Genomic DNA, 17997 nt, shown 5'->3' on the forward strand with positions numbered 1-17997 from the left:
CGCCCGGTGCCGCACCGCCCTTCGTGAAGGCGGCCGCTTCCGGCCCGCGCGCGCGTCGCGCCGTTACAGATCTTCCGATCCGAGCAGCATCTCGGTGATGCCCTTGCCGGCCTGTACCATCGGCCAGACGTTTTCGGTCGGATCGGTCTGGAAGTCGAGAAACACGGTGCGGTCCTTCAGGCGCAGCGCTTCCTTCAGCGCCGGCTCCACATCCGAAGTCTTTTCGATCCGCAAGCCGACATGGCCGTACGCTTCGGCGAGCTTCACGAAGTCGGGCAGCGCATCCATGTACGAATGCGAATAGCGCTTGCTGTATTCGATCTGCTGCCACTGGCGGACCATGCCGAGGTAGCGGTTGTTCAGCGAAATGATCTTCACGGGCGTGTCGTACTGCAGGCAGGTCGACAGTTCCTGGATGCACATCTGGATCGAGCCTTCGCCCGTGATGCACAGCACGTCGTCGTCCGGGTGCGCCATCTTGACGCCCATCGCTGCCGGCAGGCCGAAGCCCATCGTGCCGAGGCCGCCGGAGTTGATCCAGCGACGCGGCTTGTTGAAACGGTAGAACTGCGCGGCCCACATCTGGTGCTGGCCGACGTCCGAGCACACGAACGCGTTACCGTCCGTCAGCTCCCACGCCTTCTCGACCACGTACTGCGGCTTGATGATCTCGCTCTCGCGGTCGAACTTCAGGCAGTCCTTCGCGCGCCAGCTCTCGATGTCCTTCCACCACTGCGCGAGCGCGTCGGTGTCGGGGCCATGCTCGGCCGTCTGCAACTGTTCGATCAGTTCCTTCAGCACTTCCTTCACGTCGCCGACGATCGGGATATCGACCTTCACGCGCTTCGAGATCGACGACGGGTCGATGTCGATGTGGATGATCTTGCGCGGCCGCGACGCGAAGTGCGCCGGGTCGCCGATCACGCGGTCGTCGAAGCGGGCGCCGATCGCGATCAGCACGTCACAGTGCTGCATCGCCATGTTCGCTTCGTAGGTGCCGTGCATGCCGAGCATGCCGAGGAATTTCTTGTCCGACGCGCGATAGCCACCGAGGCCCATCAGCGTGTTCGTGACCGGGTAGCCGAGCAGGTCGGCGAACTGGTTCAGTTCGCGCGCCGCATCAGCGAGGATGATGCCACCGCCCGTGTAGATGTAGGGACACTTCGCCGACAGCAGCAGCGAAACGGCCTTGCGGATCTGGCCCGAATGGCCCTTCGTGACGGGGTTGTACGACCGCAGCGACACGCTCTTGACCGGCTCGTACTGGCACGGCGTCTTCGAGATGTCCTTCGGGATGTCGATCAGCACCGGGCCTGGACGGCCGGTGCGGGCGATGTAGAACGCCTTCTTGACGGTTTCCGCGAGGTCGCGCACGTCCTTCACGAGGAAGTTGTGCTTCACGCACGGACGCGTGATGCCGACCGTATCGCATTCCTGGAACGCGTCCTGGCCGATCGCGGCAGTCGGCACCTGGCCGCTGATCACGACCATCGGGATCGAATCCATGTAGGCCGTCGCGATGCCGGTCACCGCATTGGTGACACCGGGGCCGGACGTCACGAGACAGACGCCGACGTTACCGGTGGAACGCGCATACGCATCGGCTGCGTGCACGGCCGCCTGTTCGTGGCGCACCAGCACGTGCTGAATCTTGTCCTGCTTGTAAAGCTCGTCGTAGATGTAGAGTACCGAGCCGCCGGGGTAGCCCCAGATGAATTCGACGTTCTCGTCGGCCAGTGCCTTCATGAGCACGGTGGCGCCGATGGAGTCGCTATCGGGAGGGGAAAGGGGTTCCGACGTGGAGAATTCCGCGCTGGGCATGTTCATTTTGACCTTTCGAATTTTCGGCAAAAAATTGATCGGGTGCTCTCTGCCGGGCTTGTGGCTCGGGTTCAAGCGGCGCGTCCAGTTTGAAGGGCGGGCTTCTTGGGCCAGCCTCAAATGAGACCATCACTTCATGTTGCGAATCGCTGACGATAGCGGGTCATGGTTGGGTCGTCAAGCAAAATATCCCGCAGCGCATCATGGCCCCCGCCCCGCGGCCCGCGGACGCGGTTCGCGCGCAACGTCCCGCGCCCTCACCGGTGCCAAGTCACGCGAAAATTTGTTAGCATCCGCGGGTTTTACGAAATTTTTCGACCTTTCACACGCCGCAGTCCGCAGCGCATACCTTTACGGAATGGCATCAGACAAGGAACTCGCCGACTTTCTGGCGGGCGTCGAAAGGCGCGCGTTCAAGCAGGCTGCGTACGCCGTGCGTGACGACGATGCGTCGCTCGACATCGTGCAGGACGCGATGATCAAGCTGGCGGAGAAATACGGCGACCGGCCGGCGGCCGAGCTGCCGCTGCTGTTCCAGCGGATCCTGCAGAACGCGATCCACGACTGGTTCCGCCGGCAGAAGGTCCGCAATACCTGGGTCACGCTCTTCTCGTCGCTCAACAACACGGACGACGACGACTTCGATCCGCTGGAAACGCTCGAATCCGCGGACGACAATGCAGGGGTCGAGAGCACCGAGCACCGCCTCGAGCGGGAGCAGGTTCTGGCCCTGATCGACGAGGAAATCCAGAAACTTCCGACGCGTCAACGGGAAGCGTTCCTGATGCGTTATTGGGAAGATATGGATGTCGCCGAGACTGCCGCCGCAATGGGGTGCTCCGAAGGCAGCGTCAAGACGCACTGCTCGCGAGCCACCCACACCCTGGCGCAAGCGCTCAAGGCCAAAGGAATCACGCTATGAGCTCCGCTCCCGTAAATCGAGAACACGAATTCGCGCTGAAGGTCCGCCGCGCGCTGGACGAACGTGCCGCGGCGCTGCCTGCCGCGACCACCGATCGCCTGGCCGTCGCGCGCCGGGCCGCGCTTGCGCGCAAGAAGCCTGAAGCCGCGACCGCGCCGGTGTTCGTGCCCGCCTTCGCCGGCGCAGCCGGCACATACGGCACGCCGCCCGCGAGCCGCCCGCAGTCATCGCTCGCGCGCCGCCTGCTGCGCGCCTGGCCGCTCGCGCTGCTGCTCGCGGGGCTCGTCGGCATCGCCTACTGGGAAGACATGCAGCGCACCGCCGAACTCGCCGACATCGACGCGGCGATGCTCAGCGACGACCTGCCGCTCAACGCGTATCTCGATCACGGGTTCAACGCGTATCTTTCGCACGCACGCTAACAGACAATAACGAGGGGATCGCACGGGTGAGTCAGAAACGGGGCCTGGCCGTATTTTTCGGATGCGTGATCGCGATCGCCGTTTCCTACGTCGCCACCTATTCCCGATTCAACCCGCCGCCCGCGACGGTCTCCGCCGCGGCCAGCAGCGCGCCCGCGCCGACCTCGGCCGCCACCGGGCTGACCACCGAACTCGCGCCGCTGCCCCTGCCGCTGCCGGCCGCCAACGGCCCGCTGTCGTGGGCGCGGCTCACGCCCGCGCAACACGCGGCGCTCGCGCCGTTCGCCGACCAGTGGGACGGCTTCAGCGACGCTCGCAAACGCAAATGGCTGAAAATCGCATCGCGTTTCGCGAAATTGACGCCTGATGAGCAGAAGCACCTGCAGGACCGGATGTCCGAATGGGCGCGGATGACGCCCGAGCAGCGCCGCGTCGCGCGCGAGAATTACCAGAGCGCGAAGGAACTGTCCGCGCAGGCGCGCGAGCGTGCGTGGAAGGCTTACCAGCAGTTGCCCGAAGAACAGAAGCAACGCCTCGCCGCGACCGAGCGCCGCCGCCGGCCGAGCGTCGTCAGCGCGCCGCCGACCGTCGCCGACCGTGACGTGCGCCGTCTCGTCAATTCGCACGAGCATCCGGCGAGCAACCCTGCTCCGGCATCGGTACCCGCATCGGCCGGTGCCGGCGCGCCACCCGTCGCGTCGTCCACGTCCGGCACCGCGCCCGCACCCGCACCGGCTGTCGTCACGCCCGTGTCGCCGGCCGACGCGCCGTCGATGTTCAAGGGTTCCTGAGCGGCCGTGGCGAGCGCCCCCGCACCCGAGGCTCCGGCCGTCACCGCGCCGTCCGTGCGGCGGCGCCTCGCGGCGCTGCTGTACGAAGCCGTGCTGCTGTTCGGCGTCGTGTTCTTCGCGGGCCTCGCGTTCAGCCTCGCGACGCAGCAGCGCAACGGCCTCGTTCATCACAACCTCCTCGCCGCCTGGATCGCGCTCGTCGTCGGCGCGTACTTCGTCTGGTTCTGGACCCACAGCGGCCAGACGCTGCCGATGAAGACCTGGCGGCTGCGGCTCGAGTCGTCGAGCGGCCGGCCGCTGAACGCCGCGCATGCACTCGTCCGCTATGCGCTCGGCTGGCTGTGGTTCCTGCCGCCGCTCGCGCTGCATCCGCTGCTCGGCCTGTCGGTGCCCGTCACGCTCGCGCTCGCCGGCGCTTGGATCGCCGCGTGGGCCGGCGCCGCCCGCCTGCACGCCGGTCGCCAGTTCCCGCACGATCGCCTCGCGCGCACGCGCGTCGTCGCGATTCCGCGCTGACGCGCCGCGCGGTCCGCACGACCGCGGCCGGCTCCCCCGCCTGCGCGCATCCGCCAGACGAAACCCGTCGAAAACGCCTGCACGACCGCCCCGCGCGGCTTTCCCTATAGCGGCAGGCCGGTCGGTTCGGCACGTTACACAACGCCACCGCATTCACTGCTAAACACGCCGCAACGACAGTAATAAGAACGTCTCGTGACTGTCACGGCATGGTCACGCCCGCATGGCGCAATGCCGGTAATGTCAACCGGCGCGAGTCATGCATGGGCCAGAAAACGTCCGCGACCTCCCTGTTCCGTCAACCGCTCGGCGCACGCGCCGTCACCGCCTTCCCGTCCGGCTCGGCTGCAACCGATGCCCTTTCGTCGCACGAGCCGACGGCCGCGCACGCTACGCATGGCGACCCCGAACCGTCCACGCATCGCTACCGCACGATCTGGCTGTCCGACATCCATCTCGGCTCCAGCGGCTGCCAGGCGCCGTACCTGCTCGACTTCCTGCGCCACAACGATTCGGAGTACCTGTACCTCGTCGGCGACATCATCGACGGCTGGCAGCTGAAGAAGGGCTGGTACTGGCCGCAGGCGCACAACGACGTCGTCCAGAAGATCCTGCGCAAGGCGCGCAAGGGCACGCAGGTGGTCTACATCCCCGGCAACCACGACGAAGGCGCGCGGCAATTCTGCGACCTCGCGTTCGGCGACATCCAGGTGCGCGGCGAGGCGTTTCACACGACGCTCGCGGGCAAACGTTTGTGGATCGTGCACGGCGACCTGTTCGACGGCGTGATCCAGCACGCGAAATGGCTCGCGTATCTCGGCGACACGCTCTACACGCTGATCCTCGTGCTGAACCGCTGGTTCAACCGGATCCGCAGCCGGCTCGGCTTCCAGTACTGGTCGCTGTCGCAGTACCTGAAGCACCAGGTGAAGAACGCGGTGAACTTCATCTCGCAGTTCGAGACCGTGATGACCGACGAAGCGCGCCGCCGCGGCTGCGACGGCGTCGTGTGCGGGCACATCCACAAGGCGGAGATCCGCGACATCGACGGCGTGCTGTACTGCAACGACGGCGACTGGGTCGAGAGCCTGTCCGCGCTCGTCGAAACGATGGAAGGCGAACTGAAGATCGTCTACTGGACGGCGATGCGCACCGCGCCGTCCGCCGCCCCGTCGCGCAAGGCCAAGGCCACCGCCTGACACAACAACCCCACTTACAGGACACATGCCGCGATGAAGATCATGATCGTCACCGATGCGTGGGAACCGCAGGTCAACGGCGTCGTGCGAACGCTGAAGAGCACTTCCCGCGAACTCACCGCGCTCGGCCACCGGGTCGAAATGCTGACGCCGCTGGAATTCCGCACGGTGCCCTGCCCGACCTATCCCGAGATTCGCCTGTCGATCCTGCCGTACCGCAAGCTGCGCGCCCGCATCGATGCGTTCGGACCCGACGCGCTGCACATCGCAACCGAAGGCCCGCTCGGCCTCGCCGCGCGACGCTATGCACGCGCGCGCAAGCTGCCGTACACGACCGCATATCACACGCGCTTTCCGGAATACGTGCAGGCGCGCTTCGGCATCCCGCTGTCGGCGACCTACAAGTTCCTGCACTGGTTCCACGGGCCGTCGCTCGCGGTGATGGCGCCGACTCCGGTCGTGAAGCAGGATCTCGAAAAGTTCGGCTTCACGAACGTCGTGCTGTGGACGCGCGGCGTCGATCTCGACATCTTCCGGCCGATGGAGTCGAAGGTGCTCAATACCGCACGGCCGATCTTCCTGTACGTGGGCCGCGTCGCGATCGAGAAGAACGTCGAGGCGTTCCTGCGTCTCGACCTGCCCGGCTCGAAGTGGGTCGCAGGCGAAGGCCCGGCGCTCGCCGAGCTGAAATCGCGCTATCCGGAAGCGAACTATCTCGGCGTACTGTCGCAAGCCGAGCTCGCCAAGGTGTATGCTGCGGCCGACGTGTTCGTGTTCCCGAGTCGCACCGACACGTTCGGCCTCGTGCTGCTGGAGGCGCTCGCGTGCGGCACGCCGGTCGCCGCGTACCCCGTGACGGGCCCGATCGACGTGCTCGCGGGGGGCGATGCCGGCGCGATGCACGAAGACCTGCAGGAAGCCTGCCTCGAGGCGCTGAAGATCGAACGCGAGACTGCCCGCGCGTGGGCCGAGCGCTTCTCGTGGCGCGCGGCATCCGAGCAGTTCGCGTCGCATCTGAAGCCGCTGCCGAAGACCGCGTACTCGCCCGCCGAAGGTGCCGCCGTTTGAAACGAGACCTGAACGACAAGAACCCGCCCCCTGCCGCGACCGCGCAACTGCATCGTCCGTTCGACGAAGAAGAGCCGCACGCCGACGCGGACGTGCACACGCACGAACCGCTCGGCCCCGACGATCGTCTGGCACCGCTGCCGCCGAACCCGTACAAGCGCCACCGGGGCATCACGCGCGCGTGGTACGCGCTCAAGCATTCGCTGAACGGGTTTCGCGTCGCGATCCGCGAGGAAAGCGCGTTTCGGCAGGAACTCACGCTCGCCGTGCTGATGCTGCCGATCGCTGCGTTCTCACCGGTCCCGGCCGCATCGCGCGCGCTGCTGATCGCGTCGGTGCTGCTCGTGCTGATCGTCGAGCTGCTGAACTCGAGCCTCGAGGCCGCGATCGACCGCATCTCGCTCGAGCGCCACGAACTGTCGAAGCGCGCGAAGGACCTCGGCAGCGCGGCGGTCACGGTCGCGCTGTTCGCATGCGTGACGACGTGGGGCTTCGTGCTCGGCCCGGTCGTCGCGCGCTGGCTCGGCTTCTAGCGCGCCCTCGGCATCGCCGGCGTGCGGCGGCGCACCATGCGCGGAACGCATCGCGATCACGAAATGCGCCCGTTGTAAGGAAACAGCGGTTTATAATCGGCCGCTAGACTTAGAACAGCAACCCGCGCCGGACGAATCTCGCAGCATCGATTGCAGCGCCTGCCAGTCCGGCACACACAGGGCCGGACGACATGGAAGCGAAACCTCCCCGCCGCACGCGCGAACGGATTCTCGAGTTGTCGTTGAAACTCTTCAACGAGATCGGCGAGCCGAACGTCACGACCACGACGATCGCCGAGGAAATGGAAATCAGTCCAGGCAACCTGTACTACCATTTCCGCAACAAGGACGACATCATCAACAGCATCTTCGCGCAGTTCGAGCAGCAGATCGAACGGCGGTTGCGCTTCCCCGAAGATCACCGTCCGACGATCGACGAGACCTGGTCGTACCTGCAGTACATGGCCGACTTCATGTGGACCTACCGGTTCCTGTATCGCGACCTCAACGACCTGCTCGCGCGCAACCGCACGCTCGAGACGCACTTCAAGCAGATCATCAGCCACAAGGTGCGCTTCGCGCACGACATGTGCGAACTGCTCGTGTCCGACGCCGAAATGGTCGCGACGCCCGCCGAGATCGAAGTCATCGCCACCAACATGGCCGTGATCTCGACGTACTGGCTGTCGTATCAGTACGTGATGCATCCGCGCAAATACAACGACCAGGACGCGATCCGCGAAGAGCTGCATCAGGTGAGCATGCACGTGATCTCGGTGATGGCCCCGTACCTGCGCGGCCGTTCGCGCCAGCTGTTCGACGATCTCGTCTCCGGCAAGCTGCCCAAGCGCGAGTTCACCGACTACCTGCCGCCGCGCGACGGTTCGCCGCGCCCCGCGGGCAGTCCGGTCGCCGCCAGGCCCGCGGCGAAGGATACGAAGCAATGAAGGCAGTCTGTGTTTATTGCGGGTCGTCGTCCGGCGTGCGGCCCGTCTATGCGGACGCCGCGCGCGCATTCGGCCGCGCACTCGTCGATGCGGGCCTGACACTCGTCTACGGCGGCGGCCGTGTCGGCCTGATGGGCGTGATCGCCGATGAAGTGATGGCGGCCGGCGGCCGTGCGGTCGGCGTGATCCCCGAACTGCTGGTCGACAAGGAAGTCGGTCATACCGGGCTGTCCGAGCTGCATGTCGTGCCCGACATGCACCACCGCAAGAAGATGATGGCCGACCTCGCCGACGCGTTCGTCGCGATGCCCGGCGGTGCCGGCACGCTCGAGGAACTGTTCGAGGTCTATACGTGGGCGCAGCTCGGCTATCACCGCAAGCCCGTCGCGCTGTACAACATCGATTCGTTCTACGATCCGCTGATCGCGCTGCTGCGCCATACGGTCGACGAAGGCTTCATGCGTCCGGCCTACTTCGACGCGCTGTGCATCGACTCCGAACCGGTCGCGCTGATCGAGCAGCTGCGCCGCTACCAGCCGCCCGCCCTCGACAAGTGGGCGCCCGACGCCGCCAAGTAACGCTCATCGGGAGCCCCGCGCGATGCCCGCACCGTCCGATCGCAAGGCCGTCCTCATCACCGGCGCGAGCCGCGGCATCGGCCGCGCGACCGCCGTGCTCGCCGCCGAGCGCGGCTGGGACGTCGGCATCAACTACGCGCGCGACGCGGCGGCAGCCGAACTGACCGCGCAAGCCGTTCGCGACGCCGGCGCACGCGCGTGCGTCGTCGCCGGCGACGTCGCGGACGAAGCGGACGTCATCGCGATGTTCGACGCCGTCACGGCGACGTTCGGCCGCCTCGACGCGCTCGTCAACAATGCGGGGATCGTCGCGCCGTCGATGCCGCTTGCCGACATGACGGTCGACCGACTGCGGCGGATGTTCGACACCAACGTGCTCGGCGCCTACCTGTGCGCGCGCGAAGCCGCGCGCCGGCTGTCCACCGATCGCGGCGGGCGCGGCGGCGCGATCGTCAACGTGTCGTCGATCGCGTCCCGGCTCGGTTCGCCGAACGAATATGTCGACTACGCGGGCTCGAAGGGCGCGGTCGATTCGCTGACGATCGGCCTCGCGAAGGAACTCGGCCCGCACGGCGTGCGCGTCAATGCGGTACGCCCCGGCCTGATCGAAACCGAGATCCATGCGAGCGGCGGCCAGCCGGGCCGCGCGGCGCGCCTCGGCGCGCAGTCCCCGCTCGGCCGCGCGGGCGAAGCGCAGGAGATCGCCGAAGCGATCGTCTGGCTGCTCGGCGATGCGGCGTCCTACACGACGGGCGCCCTGCTCGACGTCGGCGGCGGCCGATAACCATCCTCGAAGGCGCCGACATGCGCCGACTGAAACATTCCGCAGTCACGGCACGACAAATCTCCACAATATCGCGACAGTTTCAGTAAACATCCGTAACAATTCCATGCTCTACTAGCGCCAAGCCAAAACAGCCGGTCATCCGACTGTCATTTCGCCTTGATGCGCCCCTTATTGGTCCCGGCCCATGTCGCCGGACCGGCTTGACCCGACCGAGATCTTTTCCATGCCAGGAGCAGCAGCACCCGGCCGGCGACGCACGTCCTCCGTGCCCGCTTCGGCTACGCACGCCCGATCAGCCGCCGATCCCGACCTCAGCGCGACGCTGAATACCGCCGGCACGCCTGCCGTGGCCGGTGCCCCCGCGACGAATGCCGCCCGTGATCGCGTCCTGCGCCTCGGCTGGCGCGTATGGCTGCTGGTCGCCGCGCTGGTCTGCGCGTATACGCTGCCAGGCGTGCTCGGCCACGATCCGTGGAAGCAGGACGAAACCTATACGTTCGGCATCATCCAGCACATGCTCGAGACGGGCGACTTCGTCGTGCCGACCAACGCCGGCCTGCCCTTCATGGAAAAGCCGCCGCTCTACGCGTGGGTCGCGACGAGTCTTGCGTGGCTGCTGCAGCGCGTGATGCCGCTGCACGACGCCGCGCGGCTCGCGAGCGCACTGTTCGCCGCGCTTGCGTTCGGCTTCATCGCACGCGCGGCACGCAGTGCCAGCCGGGCCGACGGCTGGCTCGACCTGCGCGTGATCGGCCCCGTCGTGCTGAGCGCAGGCACGCTGGTCGTCATCAAGCACGTGCACGACATGATGACGGACGTCGCGCTGTTCGCCGGCACCGCGATGGGCTTCTGCGGACTGCTCGAGCTCGTGATGCAGCACGTCGCGCGCGCACGGCAGATGCGCCACGGGCTGCCGGTGCAGCCGTCAGGCCGCTGGGCCGCGCCGATCTTCGGCGCGGGCGTCGGCATCGCGCTGATGACGAAGGGGCTGTTCGTGCCGCTCGTGTTCGCGGCCACGCTCATGGGCGCGCTGGTGCTCTACCCCGCCTGCCGTACGCGCGCGTTCGCACGCTCGCTCGGTGTCGCCGCGCTCGTGTTCGCGCCGTTCGCGCTCATCTGGCCGACCGCGCTGTTCCTGCGCTCCGAGACCCTGTTCATGACGTGGTTCTGGGACAACAACGTCGGCCGCTTCTTCGGCTTCTCGGTACCGGAGCTCGGCGCGGAAAACGACAAGCCGTTCTTCATCCTGCGTGCGTTCCTGCTCATCGGCTTCCCGGTCGCGCCGCTCGCGATCGCCGCGCTGGCGCGCGGCGCATGGCGCGAGTGGCGTACGCCGCGCATCGCGCTGCCCGTGCTGTTCGCCAGCATCGGCCTCGCGGTGCTGCTAGTGTCCGCGACCTCGCGCCAGCTCTACATCCTGCCGTTCTTCGCGCCGCTCGCGCTGGTCGCCGCGCAGGCGATCGAACGCCTGCCGCGCGGGCTGCATCTCGCGTGGGATTACCTGAGCCGGCTGCTGTTCGGTATCGTCGTCGCGCTCGCGTGGGTGATCTGGGCGGTGATGGCCGATCCGGGCGCATCGCGTGCAAGCCTCGCGCCGCTCGGCCGCTGGCTGCCGCTCGACTGGACGATGCCGATCGTGCCCGGGTTGGTGATCGGCGCGCTGGTGCTGACGCTCGGCTGGCTGTGGCTGCTGCCGAAGCTGCGCACGACCGGCCTGTGGCGCGGCGTGCTGTCGTGGGGCGCAGGCGCGCTGGTCGCGTGGGGCCTCGTGTACACGCTGCTGCTGCCGTGGCTCGACGTCGCCAAGAGCTACCGGTCGGTGTTCGACGACCTGAACGCGCACCTGGCGCTCGAGTGGAGCGACGGCGACTGCATGGCGAGCCTGCATGGGCTCGGCGAATCGGAAGCGCCGATGCTGTACTACTTCTCCGGAATCCAGCACACGCCGATCGACGACGCGAAGACGACGCGCTGCACGTGGATGATCGTCCAGGGCGTGCGGGCCGTCGATCCGGCGCCCGGCAGCGAATGGAAACTGTTCTGGACCGGCGCGCGCCCGGGCGACGACGAGGAACTGCTGCGCGTCTACGTGCGCACGCCCGAAAAACACGAAGCGCGGTGACGCAAGGCGGCGCCGCGCAACGACGCCGTCGTCATCTCCGGCACGCAGCGCGAGCGCGGCTTCATGGCCGCCACCCCGCCGCCCCGCACGTCAGAACGACGAACCGGGCTCGCGCAGGAATACCTTCTCTTCGTCGGTCGACGCGCGGCCGAGAATCGCGTTCCGGTGCGGGAACCGACCGAAGCGCTCGACCACGGCTGCATGACGCAATGCGAAGTGGTGATAGCTCTCGCACCCGGCCTCGCCGCGAATGCCCGCGCACAGCCGCACGGCCTCGCGCTGGCTCTCGTCCGACTCGTCATGTTCGAACGGCAGGTACGCAAACGCGCGGTGATGGCCGCTCGGCAGTTGCGCGTCCCACCCGGCCGCGACAACGCGCCGCGCGAGCGCCAATGCCTTCGGATCGGCAGCGAATGCGCGCGGCGTGCCGCGATGAATGTTGCGCGAGAACTGGTCGAGGACCACGATCAACGCGAGTGCGCCGAGCGGCGTGCCGGCCCACCGATCGCAGACGCCGTCGCACGCGGCGTCGAGCAACGCGCCGTAGCGCGTGCGCAGCACGTCGTCGAACGTCGCGCCGCCGTTGAACCATACCTTGCGCGTGTGACCGAACGCCGCCGAATCCGGCTCGCCGAACCAGAAATCGAGAATCTCGCGCGCTTGCGGATCGAGTGCCGCAGGGCTGTCCGCCAGGTTGTCGATCGTCATGCAAACTCCAGTACGAGGCGCCGTGTCCGCGCGCTCTTCTTTTCAAGTCTGGCGACCCGCAGGTTGCCGATTTCCGACGTATTGCGCACATGCGTGCCGCCGCACGGCTGCAGATCGACGCCGGCGATGCGCAGCAGCCGCACGCGGCCCAGCCCCATCGGCGGCTTCACGCTCATCGTGCGCACGAGCTCCGGCCGCTCGACCATCTCCGCATCGGTGATCCATTCGGTCGTGACCGCGTGCGCGCCGTGGACCAGCCCCGCGAGACGGCGCTCGACGTCGACGCGGTCGATCGCGTCCGACGTCGCGAAATCGAGCCGTACGTAGTCGGCCGTCACGCTGCAGCCGTCGACCGGGTACGGCAGCACCGCGCACATCAGGTGCGCGGCCGTATGCAGCCGCATGTGCCGGTAGCGGCGCAGCCAGTCGATGTCCGCGACCACGCGCGTGCCGGGCGCGAGCGACGCGATGCGCGCCTCCTGGCCCGCCGCGGGCACGTGCACGGCGTCGTCCGGCGTTGCGCCGTCGAACTTCGCCTTGCGCGTGTCGGCAATCGCGATCGTGCTGCCGTCGGACAGCGTCAGCGTGCCGCTGTCGCCGGCCTGCCCGCCGCCGAGCGGATAGAACACGGTGCGGTCGAGCCGGATGCCGTCATCACCGACGGCTGCAACGACGGCCTCGCATTGCGTCAGATAGGCATCTTCACGAAACAGCGCCTCGGTCGTCATCGGGCGAACCTCGTAGCGATGGGGAAACGGTCAGTGTCGTGCCGCGCCGGACAGGCGGCCAGACGCAGATCGCCCGGCGGCCGGACGGCGGCGTACCGGTCGATCAACCGGGCCGGTTGCGCATCCAGTCGGCCGTGTCGTAGAAGGAATGCATGAGCCGCTCGCGCAGCGGCTCGGGCAACCCGATGTCCTCCATCGCCCACGCCATGCAGCGCAGCCATTGGTCGCGCTCGACCGACGCGATCGGGAACGGCAGGTGCCGTGCGCGCAGCCGCGGATGGCCGAACCGGCTGATGTAGTGGTCGGGGCCGCCGAGCCAGCCGCACAGGAACCAGAACAACTTGTCGCGCGAGCCGTCGAGCGACGCCGGATGCAGCGCGCGAATCTCCGCGAACTCGGGCTCGAGATCCATCAGGTCGTAGAAACGGTCCACCATTTCGCGCACGCGGGCTTCGCCGCCCACGAGCTCGAACGCCGTCGGCTGCGACGGCGCATCATCATTCACATCGGTCATACGGATAATCGGAAACGGGATATTGGGGCCGCCGGCAACGCTCATGCGTCGCGCAGCGACTGCAGCGCGGGGCGCCGCAACACATTATGCAGGCTCAGCCAGCCGGCCGCACCGGCGCACGCGACACCAGCCGCGATGCCGGCCGGCACGAGCCACGGATCGACGGCGAGCTGGAAGTCGAACACGCGCGACGCAAGCACCCAGCCGACCACGATCGCGCCCGCCGACGCGAGCGCGCCGGCCAGCGCGCCGACGACGATGAATTCGGCGCGCTGCACCGCGCTCACCTGCGCGCGCGACGCGCCGAGCGCGCGCAGCAGCGCGGCCTCGCGCACGCGCTCGTCGCGCGAGCCGGCAAGCGCCGTGTACAGCACGAGCACGCCGGCCGCGAGCGTGAACGCAAACAGGAACTGCACCGCGCCGACCACCTGCAGCATCATCCGCTGCAGTTGCGCGAGGATCGGCGCGACGTCGATCGCGGTCAGGTTCGGGTAGCGCGCGATCAGCGGATCGAGCAGCGCCGCCTGCTCGGCCGGCAGGTGGAAGCTCGTCAGGTACACGGCCGGAAAATCCTTCAGCACGGGCGGCGGCATCAGCACGAAGAAGTTGACGCGGAACGAGCCCCAGTCGAGCTTGCGCACGCTGGTGATCGGCGCGTCGACCGTCAGCCCCGTCACGTCGAAGCGCAGCGTGTCGCCCGGCTTCACGTTCAGCGTCTTCGCAAGCCCTGCCTCGATCGAGATCTGCGGCCTGGCCGAATGGCCGAACCAGTCACCCGCGACGATCCGGTTGTCGGACGGCAGCTCGGTCGTATACGACAGGTTGAACTCGCGGTCGACGAGCCGGCGCGCCTCGTCCGACGGATACGCGTCCGGGTTCACCGGCTTGCCGTTGATCGCGACGAGACGGCCGCGCACCATCGGCGCCGGCACGGCGTCGCGCACGCCGTGCGCGGCGAGCCACGTGGCGACGTCGGCGCGCTGGTCGGGCTGGATGTCGATCAGGAACTGATTCGGCGCATCGGGCGGCATCGACTGCCGCCAGCCAGCGACGAGGTCGTTGCGCGTGATCGCGATCAGCAGCAGGCACATCAGGCCCAGCGCGAGCGCGGTGATCTGCAGCGCGCTCGCCGTGCCGCGCCGGTGCAGCGACGCGAGCGCGTAGCGCCAGCCGATGCCCGCCGCCACGCGCGCATTGCGCACCGCGCGCGCCGCCGCGTACAGCACGGCCCGCGCGATCAGCGAAAAACCGACCAACGCGCCTGCGAACCCGCCCGCGACGATCAGCCCGAGCTTCAGGTTGCCCGCCGCGACGATCAGCAGCCCCGCGAACAGCACGACGCCGATCGCATACGCGGCCCACGCGGTGCGCGACGCGTCGCCCCAGTCGCGCCGCAGCACGCGCACCGGCGGCACGCGCGTGAGCGGCGCGAGCGGCGGCAGCGCGAAGCCGAGCAGCAGCACGAGCGCGGCGCCGATGCCGACGAGTGCGGGCCAGAGTGTCGGCGGCGGCAACACGACGTCGATCAGGCTGCCGAGCGCAGTCAGGAGCGCCCAGTGGCCGCCGTAGCCAAGCACCGCCCCCGCTACGCCCGAGACGATGCCGATGCCGGCGAATTCGAGCGCGAACAGCGCGCCGAGCGTGCGGCGGCTCACGCCCAGGCAGCGCATCGTCGCGCAGCCGTCGAGATGGCGCCGCATGTAGCGCTGCGCGGCCATCGCGATCGCGACCGCCGCGAGCAGCGCGGTCAGGAGCGCGACGAGCGTCAGGAAATGGCGCGCGCGATCGAGCGTCTGGCGCACCTGCGGCTGGCCCTCCTGCAGCGATTCGAGACCGACGCCGCGCAGCTTGCCGCCGTCGACGCGGCCGTGCGCGTAAGCCTCGAAGCGCGCGACGGCCGGCGTGTCGCCGGCGACCAGCAGCCGGTACGTGACGCGGCTGCCGTAGCCGGTGAGCCCGGTCGCGGCGAGTTCGTCCGCGCGCATCATCAGCCGCGGCGAGAAATTGACGAACGAGAAACCGCGATCGAGTTCGCGGGAGATGGACGCGGCGACCGTGAACGTGCGCAGCCCGACGCGCACGGTGTCGCCCGCCTTCAGATGCAACGCATCGAGCAGCGCCGGATCGGCCCACACGGTGCCGGGCGCGGGAATCGCGCTCGCCTTGTGCGCGGCGATCGCGCCGGCCGGCACGATCTCGACCGCGCCGCGCAATGGATATCCGGGCGACACGGCCTTCACGGCCGCGAGGCGCGAGGGCGCCGCATCGCTCGCCTGGCCGCCTGCGGCCGACGCGATCATGCTCGGGAAGATCGCGGTCGTCGCGGTGCGCAGCCCGAGTGTGTGCGCCTCGCGATCGAACGACGGATCGACGGGATGATCGGCACGCACGACGAAATCGGCGCCAAGCATCTGGCGCGCGTCGCGCTCGAGCCCCTGGCGCAGCCGGTCGGCGAGAAAACCGACGCTCGTCAGCGCCGCGACCGCGAGCACCAACGCCAGCACGAGCAGCGTCAGTTCGCCGGCACGCCAGTCGCGCGCGGTCATCCGCGCGGCCTGGTGGATCAGGTCGCGCCAGCCGAAGCGGCCGGCATGGCCGGGCCGCCCGGCCGGCGACGGGTCAGCGTGCTGCCGCTCGGCGGGTGACGGCGCCTTCAATCGCGCTTGCCCCCGATCGAGTTGAGCCGCGTCACCATGTGGTTCGCCATCCCGCGGAACCCGCCGGACACGCCGCGCCACAGACGCGGCAGCGCCCAGGCCGACGCCGCGATGAACGCCGCGAGCAGCACCAGGAATGCGAGCGGAACGAAGAATGCGAGCGCGAGGCCGCCGAACACGAGCCCGTCCTCGGTGGACGATGCGACCCAGTTGGAGATGGGTTCCGGGGACAGGTTGATCAGCGCGCGCGTGCCGGCCTTCGCGATGTGCGCGGCACCGGCAAGCGAACCACCGGCGAGCCCGGCGACCGCGAGCACGGTCGGGTCGGCATGGCCGAGCGCACCGGCGGCCAGCACCGCGCCGGCCGGAATGCGGATGAAGGTATGCACGGCGTCCCACAGCGAATCGAACGCGGGAATCTTGTCGGCAAGGAATTCGGTGACGGCAAGCACGGCGGCGGCACCGATGACCCACGGCGACGTCAGAACCGCGAGCGTATCAGGCAGATGGAGCCAGCCGACCCGCGCAAGCACGCCGGCGATCAGCACCGTCAGATAAAGGCGCAGCCCGCTCGCCCACGCGAGCCCCGCGCCGAGCGAAATGGCTTCGATCATGGCCCTCTCCTTGCACTTTCCGTGCGCTTTGCCGATTGATCGGATCGAGTCGGTATGACCGGCCGCGCGGCGCGTGGCGACCGGCGCCGCCTGCCGCGAACGGCGCAACGGCATTCAGGCCCGAATGCGTTCCATTATAGACAGGCTATCAGGAGGGCCGGCGCAATTCCGCAGTGCGTCACGGCCGGGCGCGGGCGCCGGCCGGCGCCCGGCGGGTCGGCTTCAGGCAGCCGACGACAGTTTCAGGCCGATCAGCCCAAGCACGATCAGCGACGCGCTCGCGACGCGGGCGACGGTCAGCGCCTCGCCCATCATCACGATCCCGAACACGAACGCGCCGACTGCGCCGATGCCCGTCCACACCGCATACGCGGTGCCGAGCGGCAACTGGCGCATCGCGACCGCGAGCAGCCCGAAGCTGGCGAGCGCCGTCACGATCGTAAACACCGACGGTCCGAGTTTCGTGAAACCCTCGGACGATTTCATGCCGGCCGCCCAGGCCACTTCCAGCAAACCGGCGATCAATAACAATACCCACGCCATCTCGACGTACTCCGTATCGGATGGGGCCGTCCCCGTTGAAGCGAATGACCCAAGGTCGTCCCCGGGTGGCGCCGAGTATAACAAGACGCTTACAGGCATGCCGGCCGGGGCGGCCTGGGGCAAACGGAGCGCCGGGCCGGAGCACGGCCCGGGCACGCCCGCTCCGCCGCGCTCAGTTCGACACGCGCTTGGCGCCGACACCACCGACGCAGCGGTCGTCGCGGTACAGCGCCCATTCTTCGCACACGCGGCCGTCCTTGAACACGCACATCCCGACCTGCCCGCTCGACAGGTCGCGGATCACGTGGCGACCGCCGAGCTTCTCGCAATTGACCGACGCGGGATTGGCGAGCGCCGTTTGCGGCGCCGAAGGCTGCTGACCAGGCGGCAGCGGCTGCGCGAACGCGCCGGGCGCAGCAAGCGCCAGCGCACCGATGACGACCAGGCGGACGGACATTGCACGCTCCTCGGTTTCGTTCATGGAACGGTCAGCATAGCGGGGAATGCGGGGCCGGTGTGCGCGGCCG

The 17997-nt window shown here is 68.3% G+C and carries 19 protein-coding genes; 11 read left to right on the forward strand and 8 right to left on the reverse strand.

Going from position 1 to position 17997, the window contains the following annotated elements; translation table 11 throughout:
* Positions 1-63: 63 nt before the first annotated feature.
* Entirely contained in the window at positions 64-1827 is a 1764-nt protein-coding gene (locus AC1Z3W_RS31680) for an acetolactate synthase 3 catalytic subunit (protein WP_483509281.1), read from the reverse strand.
* Positions 1828-2179: 352 nt separating this feature from the next.
* On the opposite strand from AC1Z3W_RS31680, the gene AC1Z3W_RS31685 reads away from it, so the two are divergent.
* The 11 genes from AC1Z3W_RS31685 (at position 2180) to AC1Z3W_RS31735 (ending at position 11706) form a co-directional block, all read left to right on the forward strand.
* Positions 2180-2743, forward strand: a complete 564-nt coding sequence (locus AC1Z3W_RS31685; RefSeq protein WP_014896488.1) for an RNA polymerase sigma factor — start codon at positions 2180-2182, stop codon at positions 2741-2743.
* Positions 2740-3165 carry a DUF3619 family protein gene (locus AC1Z3W_RS31690; protein ID WP_057929224.1) on the forward strand — a complete coding sequence of 142 codons (426 nt, stop codon included), beginning with the start codon at positions 2740-2742 and terminating at the stop codon, positions 3163-3165. Before AC1Z3W_RS31685 ends, AC1Z3W_RS31690 begins: the two co-directional genes overlap by 4 nt.
* A gap of 26 nt (positions 3166-3191) precedes the next feature.
* Entirely contained in the window at positions 3192-3956 is a 765-nt protein-coding gene (locus AC1Z3W_RS31695) for a DUF3106 domain-containing protein (protein ID WP_057929225.1), read from the forward strand.
* Positions 3957-3962: 6 nt separating this feature from the next.
* Positions 3963-4472, forward strand: coding sequence for an RDD family protein (locus AC1Z3W_RS31700; RefSeq protein WP_057929226.1), 510 nt, complete (start codon positions 3963-3965; stop codon positions 4470-4472).
* A 263-nt stretch (positions 4473-4735) separates the two neighbouring features.
* Positions 4736-5671, forward strand: a complete 936-nt coding sequence (locus AC1Z3W_RS31705) for a UDP-2,3-diacylglucosamine diphosphatase (protein ID WP_057929227.1) — start codon at positions 4736-4738, stop codon at positions 5669-5671.
* 33 nt (positions 5672-5704) lie between these two features.
* Positions 5705-6739, forward strand: coding sequence for a glycosyltransferase family 4 protein (locus tag AC1Z3W_RS31710; RefSeq protein WP_057929228.1), 1035 nt, complete (start codon positions 5705-5707; stop codon positions 6737-6739).
* Entirely contained in the window at positions 6736-7272 is a 537-nt protein-coding gene (locus tag AC1Z3W_RS31715; protein WP_057929229.1) for a diacylglycerol kinase, read from the forward strand. The genes AC1Z3W_RS31710 and AC1Z3W_RS31715 overlap by 4 nt, the downstream gene beginning before the upstream one ends.
* Positions 7273-7463: 191 nt before the next feature.
* A complete protein-coding gene (locus AC1Z3W_RS31720) occupies positions 7464-8219 on the forward strand; it encodes a TetR/AcrR family transcriptional regulator (RefSeq protein ID WP_057929230.1) in 756 nt (251 codons plus the stop codon).
* A complete protein-coding gene (locus AC1Z3W_RS31725) occupies positions 8216-8797 on the forward strand; it encodes an LOG family protein (protein ID WP_057929231.1) in 582 nt (193 codons plus the stop codon). Before AC1Z3W_RS31720 ends, AC1Z3W_RS31725 begins: the two co-directional genes overlap by 4 nt.
* Before the next feature lie 22 nt (positions 8798-8819).
* Complete coding sequence (locus tag AC1Z3W_RS31730; RefSeq protein ID WP_057929232.1) at positions 8820-9581, forward strand: SDR family oxidoreductase; 762 nt, start codon at positions 8820-8822, stop codon at positions 9579-9581.
* Between the two features lie 226 nt (positions 9582-9807).
* Positions 9808-11706 (forward strand): ArnT family glycosyltransferase, encoded by a 1899-nt coding sequence (locus tag AC1Z3W_RS31735; protein WP_483509282.1) that lies wholly within the window; start codon positions 9808-9810, stop codon positions 11704-11706.
* Positions 11707-11796: 90 nt separating this feature from the next.
* Here AC1Z3W_RS31735 and AC1Z3W_RS31740 read toward each other — a convergent pair whose 3' ends face one another.
* From AC1Z3W_RS31740 to AC1Z3W_RS31770, 7 genes are all read right to left on the reverse strand, one after another.
* Positions 11797-12414: a DUF924 family protein gene (locus AC1Z3W_RS31740; RefSeq protein WP_057929233.1), complete on the reverse strand. Its 618-nt coding sequence runs from the start codon at positions 12412-12414 to the stop codon at positions 11797-11799.
* Positions 12411-13142 carry an alanyl-tRNA editing protein gene (locus tag AC1Z3W_RS31745; RefSeq protein ID WP_057929234.1) on the reverse strand — a complete coding sequence of 244 codons (732 nt, stop codon included), beginning with the start codon at positions 13140-13142 and terminating at the stop codon, positions 12411-12413. Before AC1Z3W_RS31745 ends, AC1Z3W_RS31740 begins: the two co-directional genes overlap by 4 nt.
* Before the next feature lie 103 nt (positions 13143-13245).
* A complete protein-coding gene (locus AC1Z3W_RS31750; protein WP_057929235.1) occupies positions 13246-13656 on the reverse strand; it encodes a group II truncated hemoglobin in 411 nt (136 codons plus the stop codon).
* 41 nt (positions 13657-13697) lie between these two features.
* Positions 13698-16202 (reverse strand): ABC transporter permease, encoded by a 2505-nt coding sequence (locus AC1Z3W_RS31755; RefSeq protein ID WP_124834071.1) that lies wholly within the window; start codon positions 16200-16202, stop codon positions 13698-13700.
* 107 nt (positions 16203-16309) lie between these two features.
* On the reverse strand, positions 16310-16927 hold the full coding sequence (locus AC1Z3W_RS31760) for a DUF4126 domain-containing protein (RefSeq protein ID WP_057929256.1): 618 nt from the start codon (positions 16925-16927) through the stop codon (positions 16310-16312).
* Positions 16928-17149: 222 nt separating this feature from the next.
* A complete protein-coding gene (gene sugE / locus AC1Z3W_RS31765) occupies positions 17150-17470 on the reverse strand; it encodes a quaternary ammonium compound efflux SMR transporter SugE (RefSeq protein WP_057929236.1) in 321 nt (106 codons plus the stop codon).
* A 172-nt stretch (positions 17471-17642) separates the two neighbouring features.
* A complete protein-coding gene (locus tag AC1Z3W_RS31770; protein ID WP_057929257.1) occupies positions 17643-17927 on the reverse strand; it encodes a putative hemolysin in 285 nt (94 codons plus the stop codon).
* Positions 17928-17997 lie beyond the last annotated feature (70 nt).

This window comes from Burkholderia sp. 10_S31, assembly GCF_056930375.1.

Bases quoted from the DNA above. Each gene is read 5' to 3' on its own strand.
- AC1Z3W_RS31680 (WP_483509281.1), bottom strand. From the start codon at position 1,827: ATGAACATGCCCAGCGCGGAATTCTCCACGTCGGAACCCCTTTCCCCT.
- AC1Z3W_RS31685 (WP_014896488.1), top strand. From the start codon at position 2,180: ATGGCATCAGACAAGGAACTCGCCGACTTTCTGGCGGGCGTCGAAAGG.
- AC1Z3W_RS31690 (WP_057929224.1), top strand. From the start codon at position 2,740: ATGAGCTCCGCTCCCGTAAATCGAGAACACGAATTCGCGCTGAAGGTC.
- AC1Z3W_RS31705 (WP_057929227.1), top strand. From the start codon at position 4,736: ATGGGCCAGAAAACGTCCGCGACCTCCCTGTTCCGTCAACCGCTCGGC.
- AC1Z3W_RS31710 (WP_057929228.1), top strand. From the start codon at position 5,705: ATGAAGATCATGATCGTCACCGATGCGTGGGAACCGCAGGTCAACGGC.
- AC1Z3W_RS31720 (WP_057929230.1), top strand. From the start codon at position 7,464: ATGGAAGCGAAACCTCCCCGCCGCACGCGCGAACGGATTCTCGAGTTG.
- AC1Z3W_RS31725 (WP_057929231.1), top strand. From the start codon at position 8,216: ATGAAGGCAGTCTGTGTTTATTGCGGGTCGTCGTCCGGCGTGCGGCCC.
- AC1Z3W_RS31730 (WP_057929232.1), top strand. From the start codon at position 8,820: ATGCCCGCACCGTCCGATCGCAAGGCCGTCCTCATCACCGGCGCGAGC.
- AC1Z3W_RS31735 (WP_483509282.1), top strand. From the start codon at position 9,808: ATGCCAGGAGCAGCAGCACCCGGCCGGCGACGCACGTCCTCCGTGCCC.
- AC1Z3W_RS31740 (WP_057929233.1), bottom strand. From the start codon at position 12,414: ATGACGATCGACAACCTGGCGGACAGCCCTGCGGCACTCGATCCGCAA.
- AC1Z3W_RS31745 (WP_057929234.1), bottom strand. From the start codon at position 13,142: ATGACGACCGAGGCGCTGTTTCGTGAAGATGCCTATCTGACGCAATGC.
- AC1Z3W_RS31750 (WP_057929235.1), bottom strand. From the start codon at position 13,656: ATGACCGATGTGAATGATGATGCGCCGTCGCAGCCGACGGCGTTCGAG.
- AC1Z3W_RS31755 (WP_124834071.1), bottom strand. From the start codon at position 16,202: ATGACCGCGCGCGACTGGCGTGCCGGCGAACTGACGCTGCTCGTGCTG.
- AC1Z3W_RS31760 (WP_057929256.1), bottom strand. From the start codon at position 16,927: ATGATCGAAGCCATTTCGCTCGGCGCGGGGCTCGCGTGGGCGAGCGGG.
- sugE (WP_057929236.1), bottom strand. From the start codon at position 17,470: ATGGCGTGGGTATTGTTATTGATCGCCGGTTTGCTGGAAGTGGCCTGG.
- AC1Z3W_RS31770 (WP_057929257.1), bottom strand. From the start codon at position 17,927: ATGTCCGTCCGCCTGGTCGTCATCGGTGCGCTGGCGCTTGCTGCGCCC.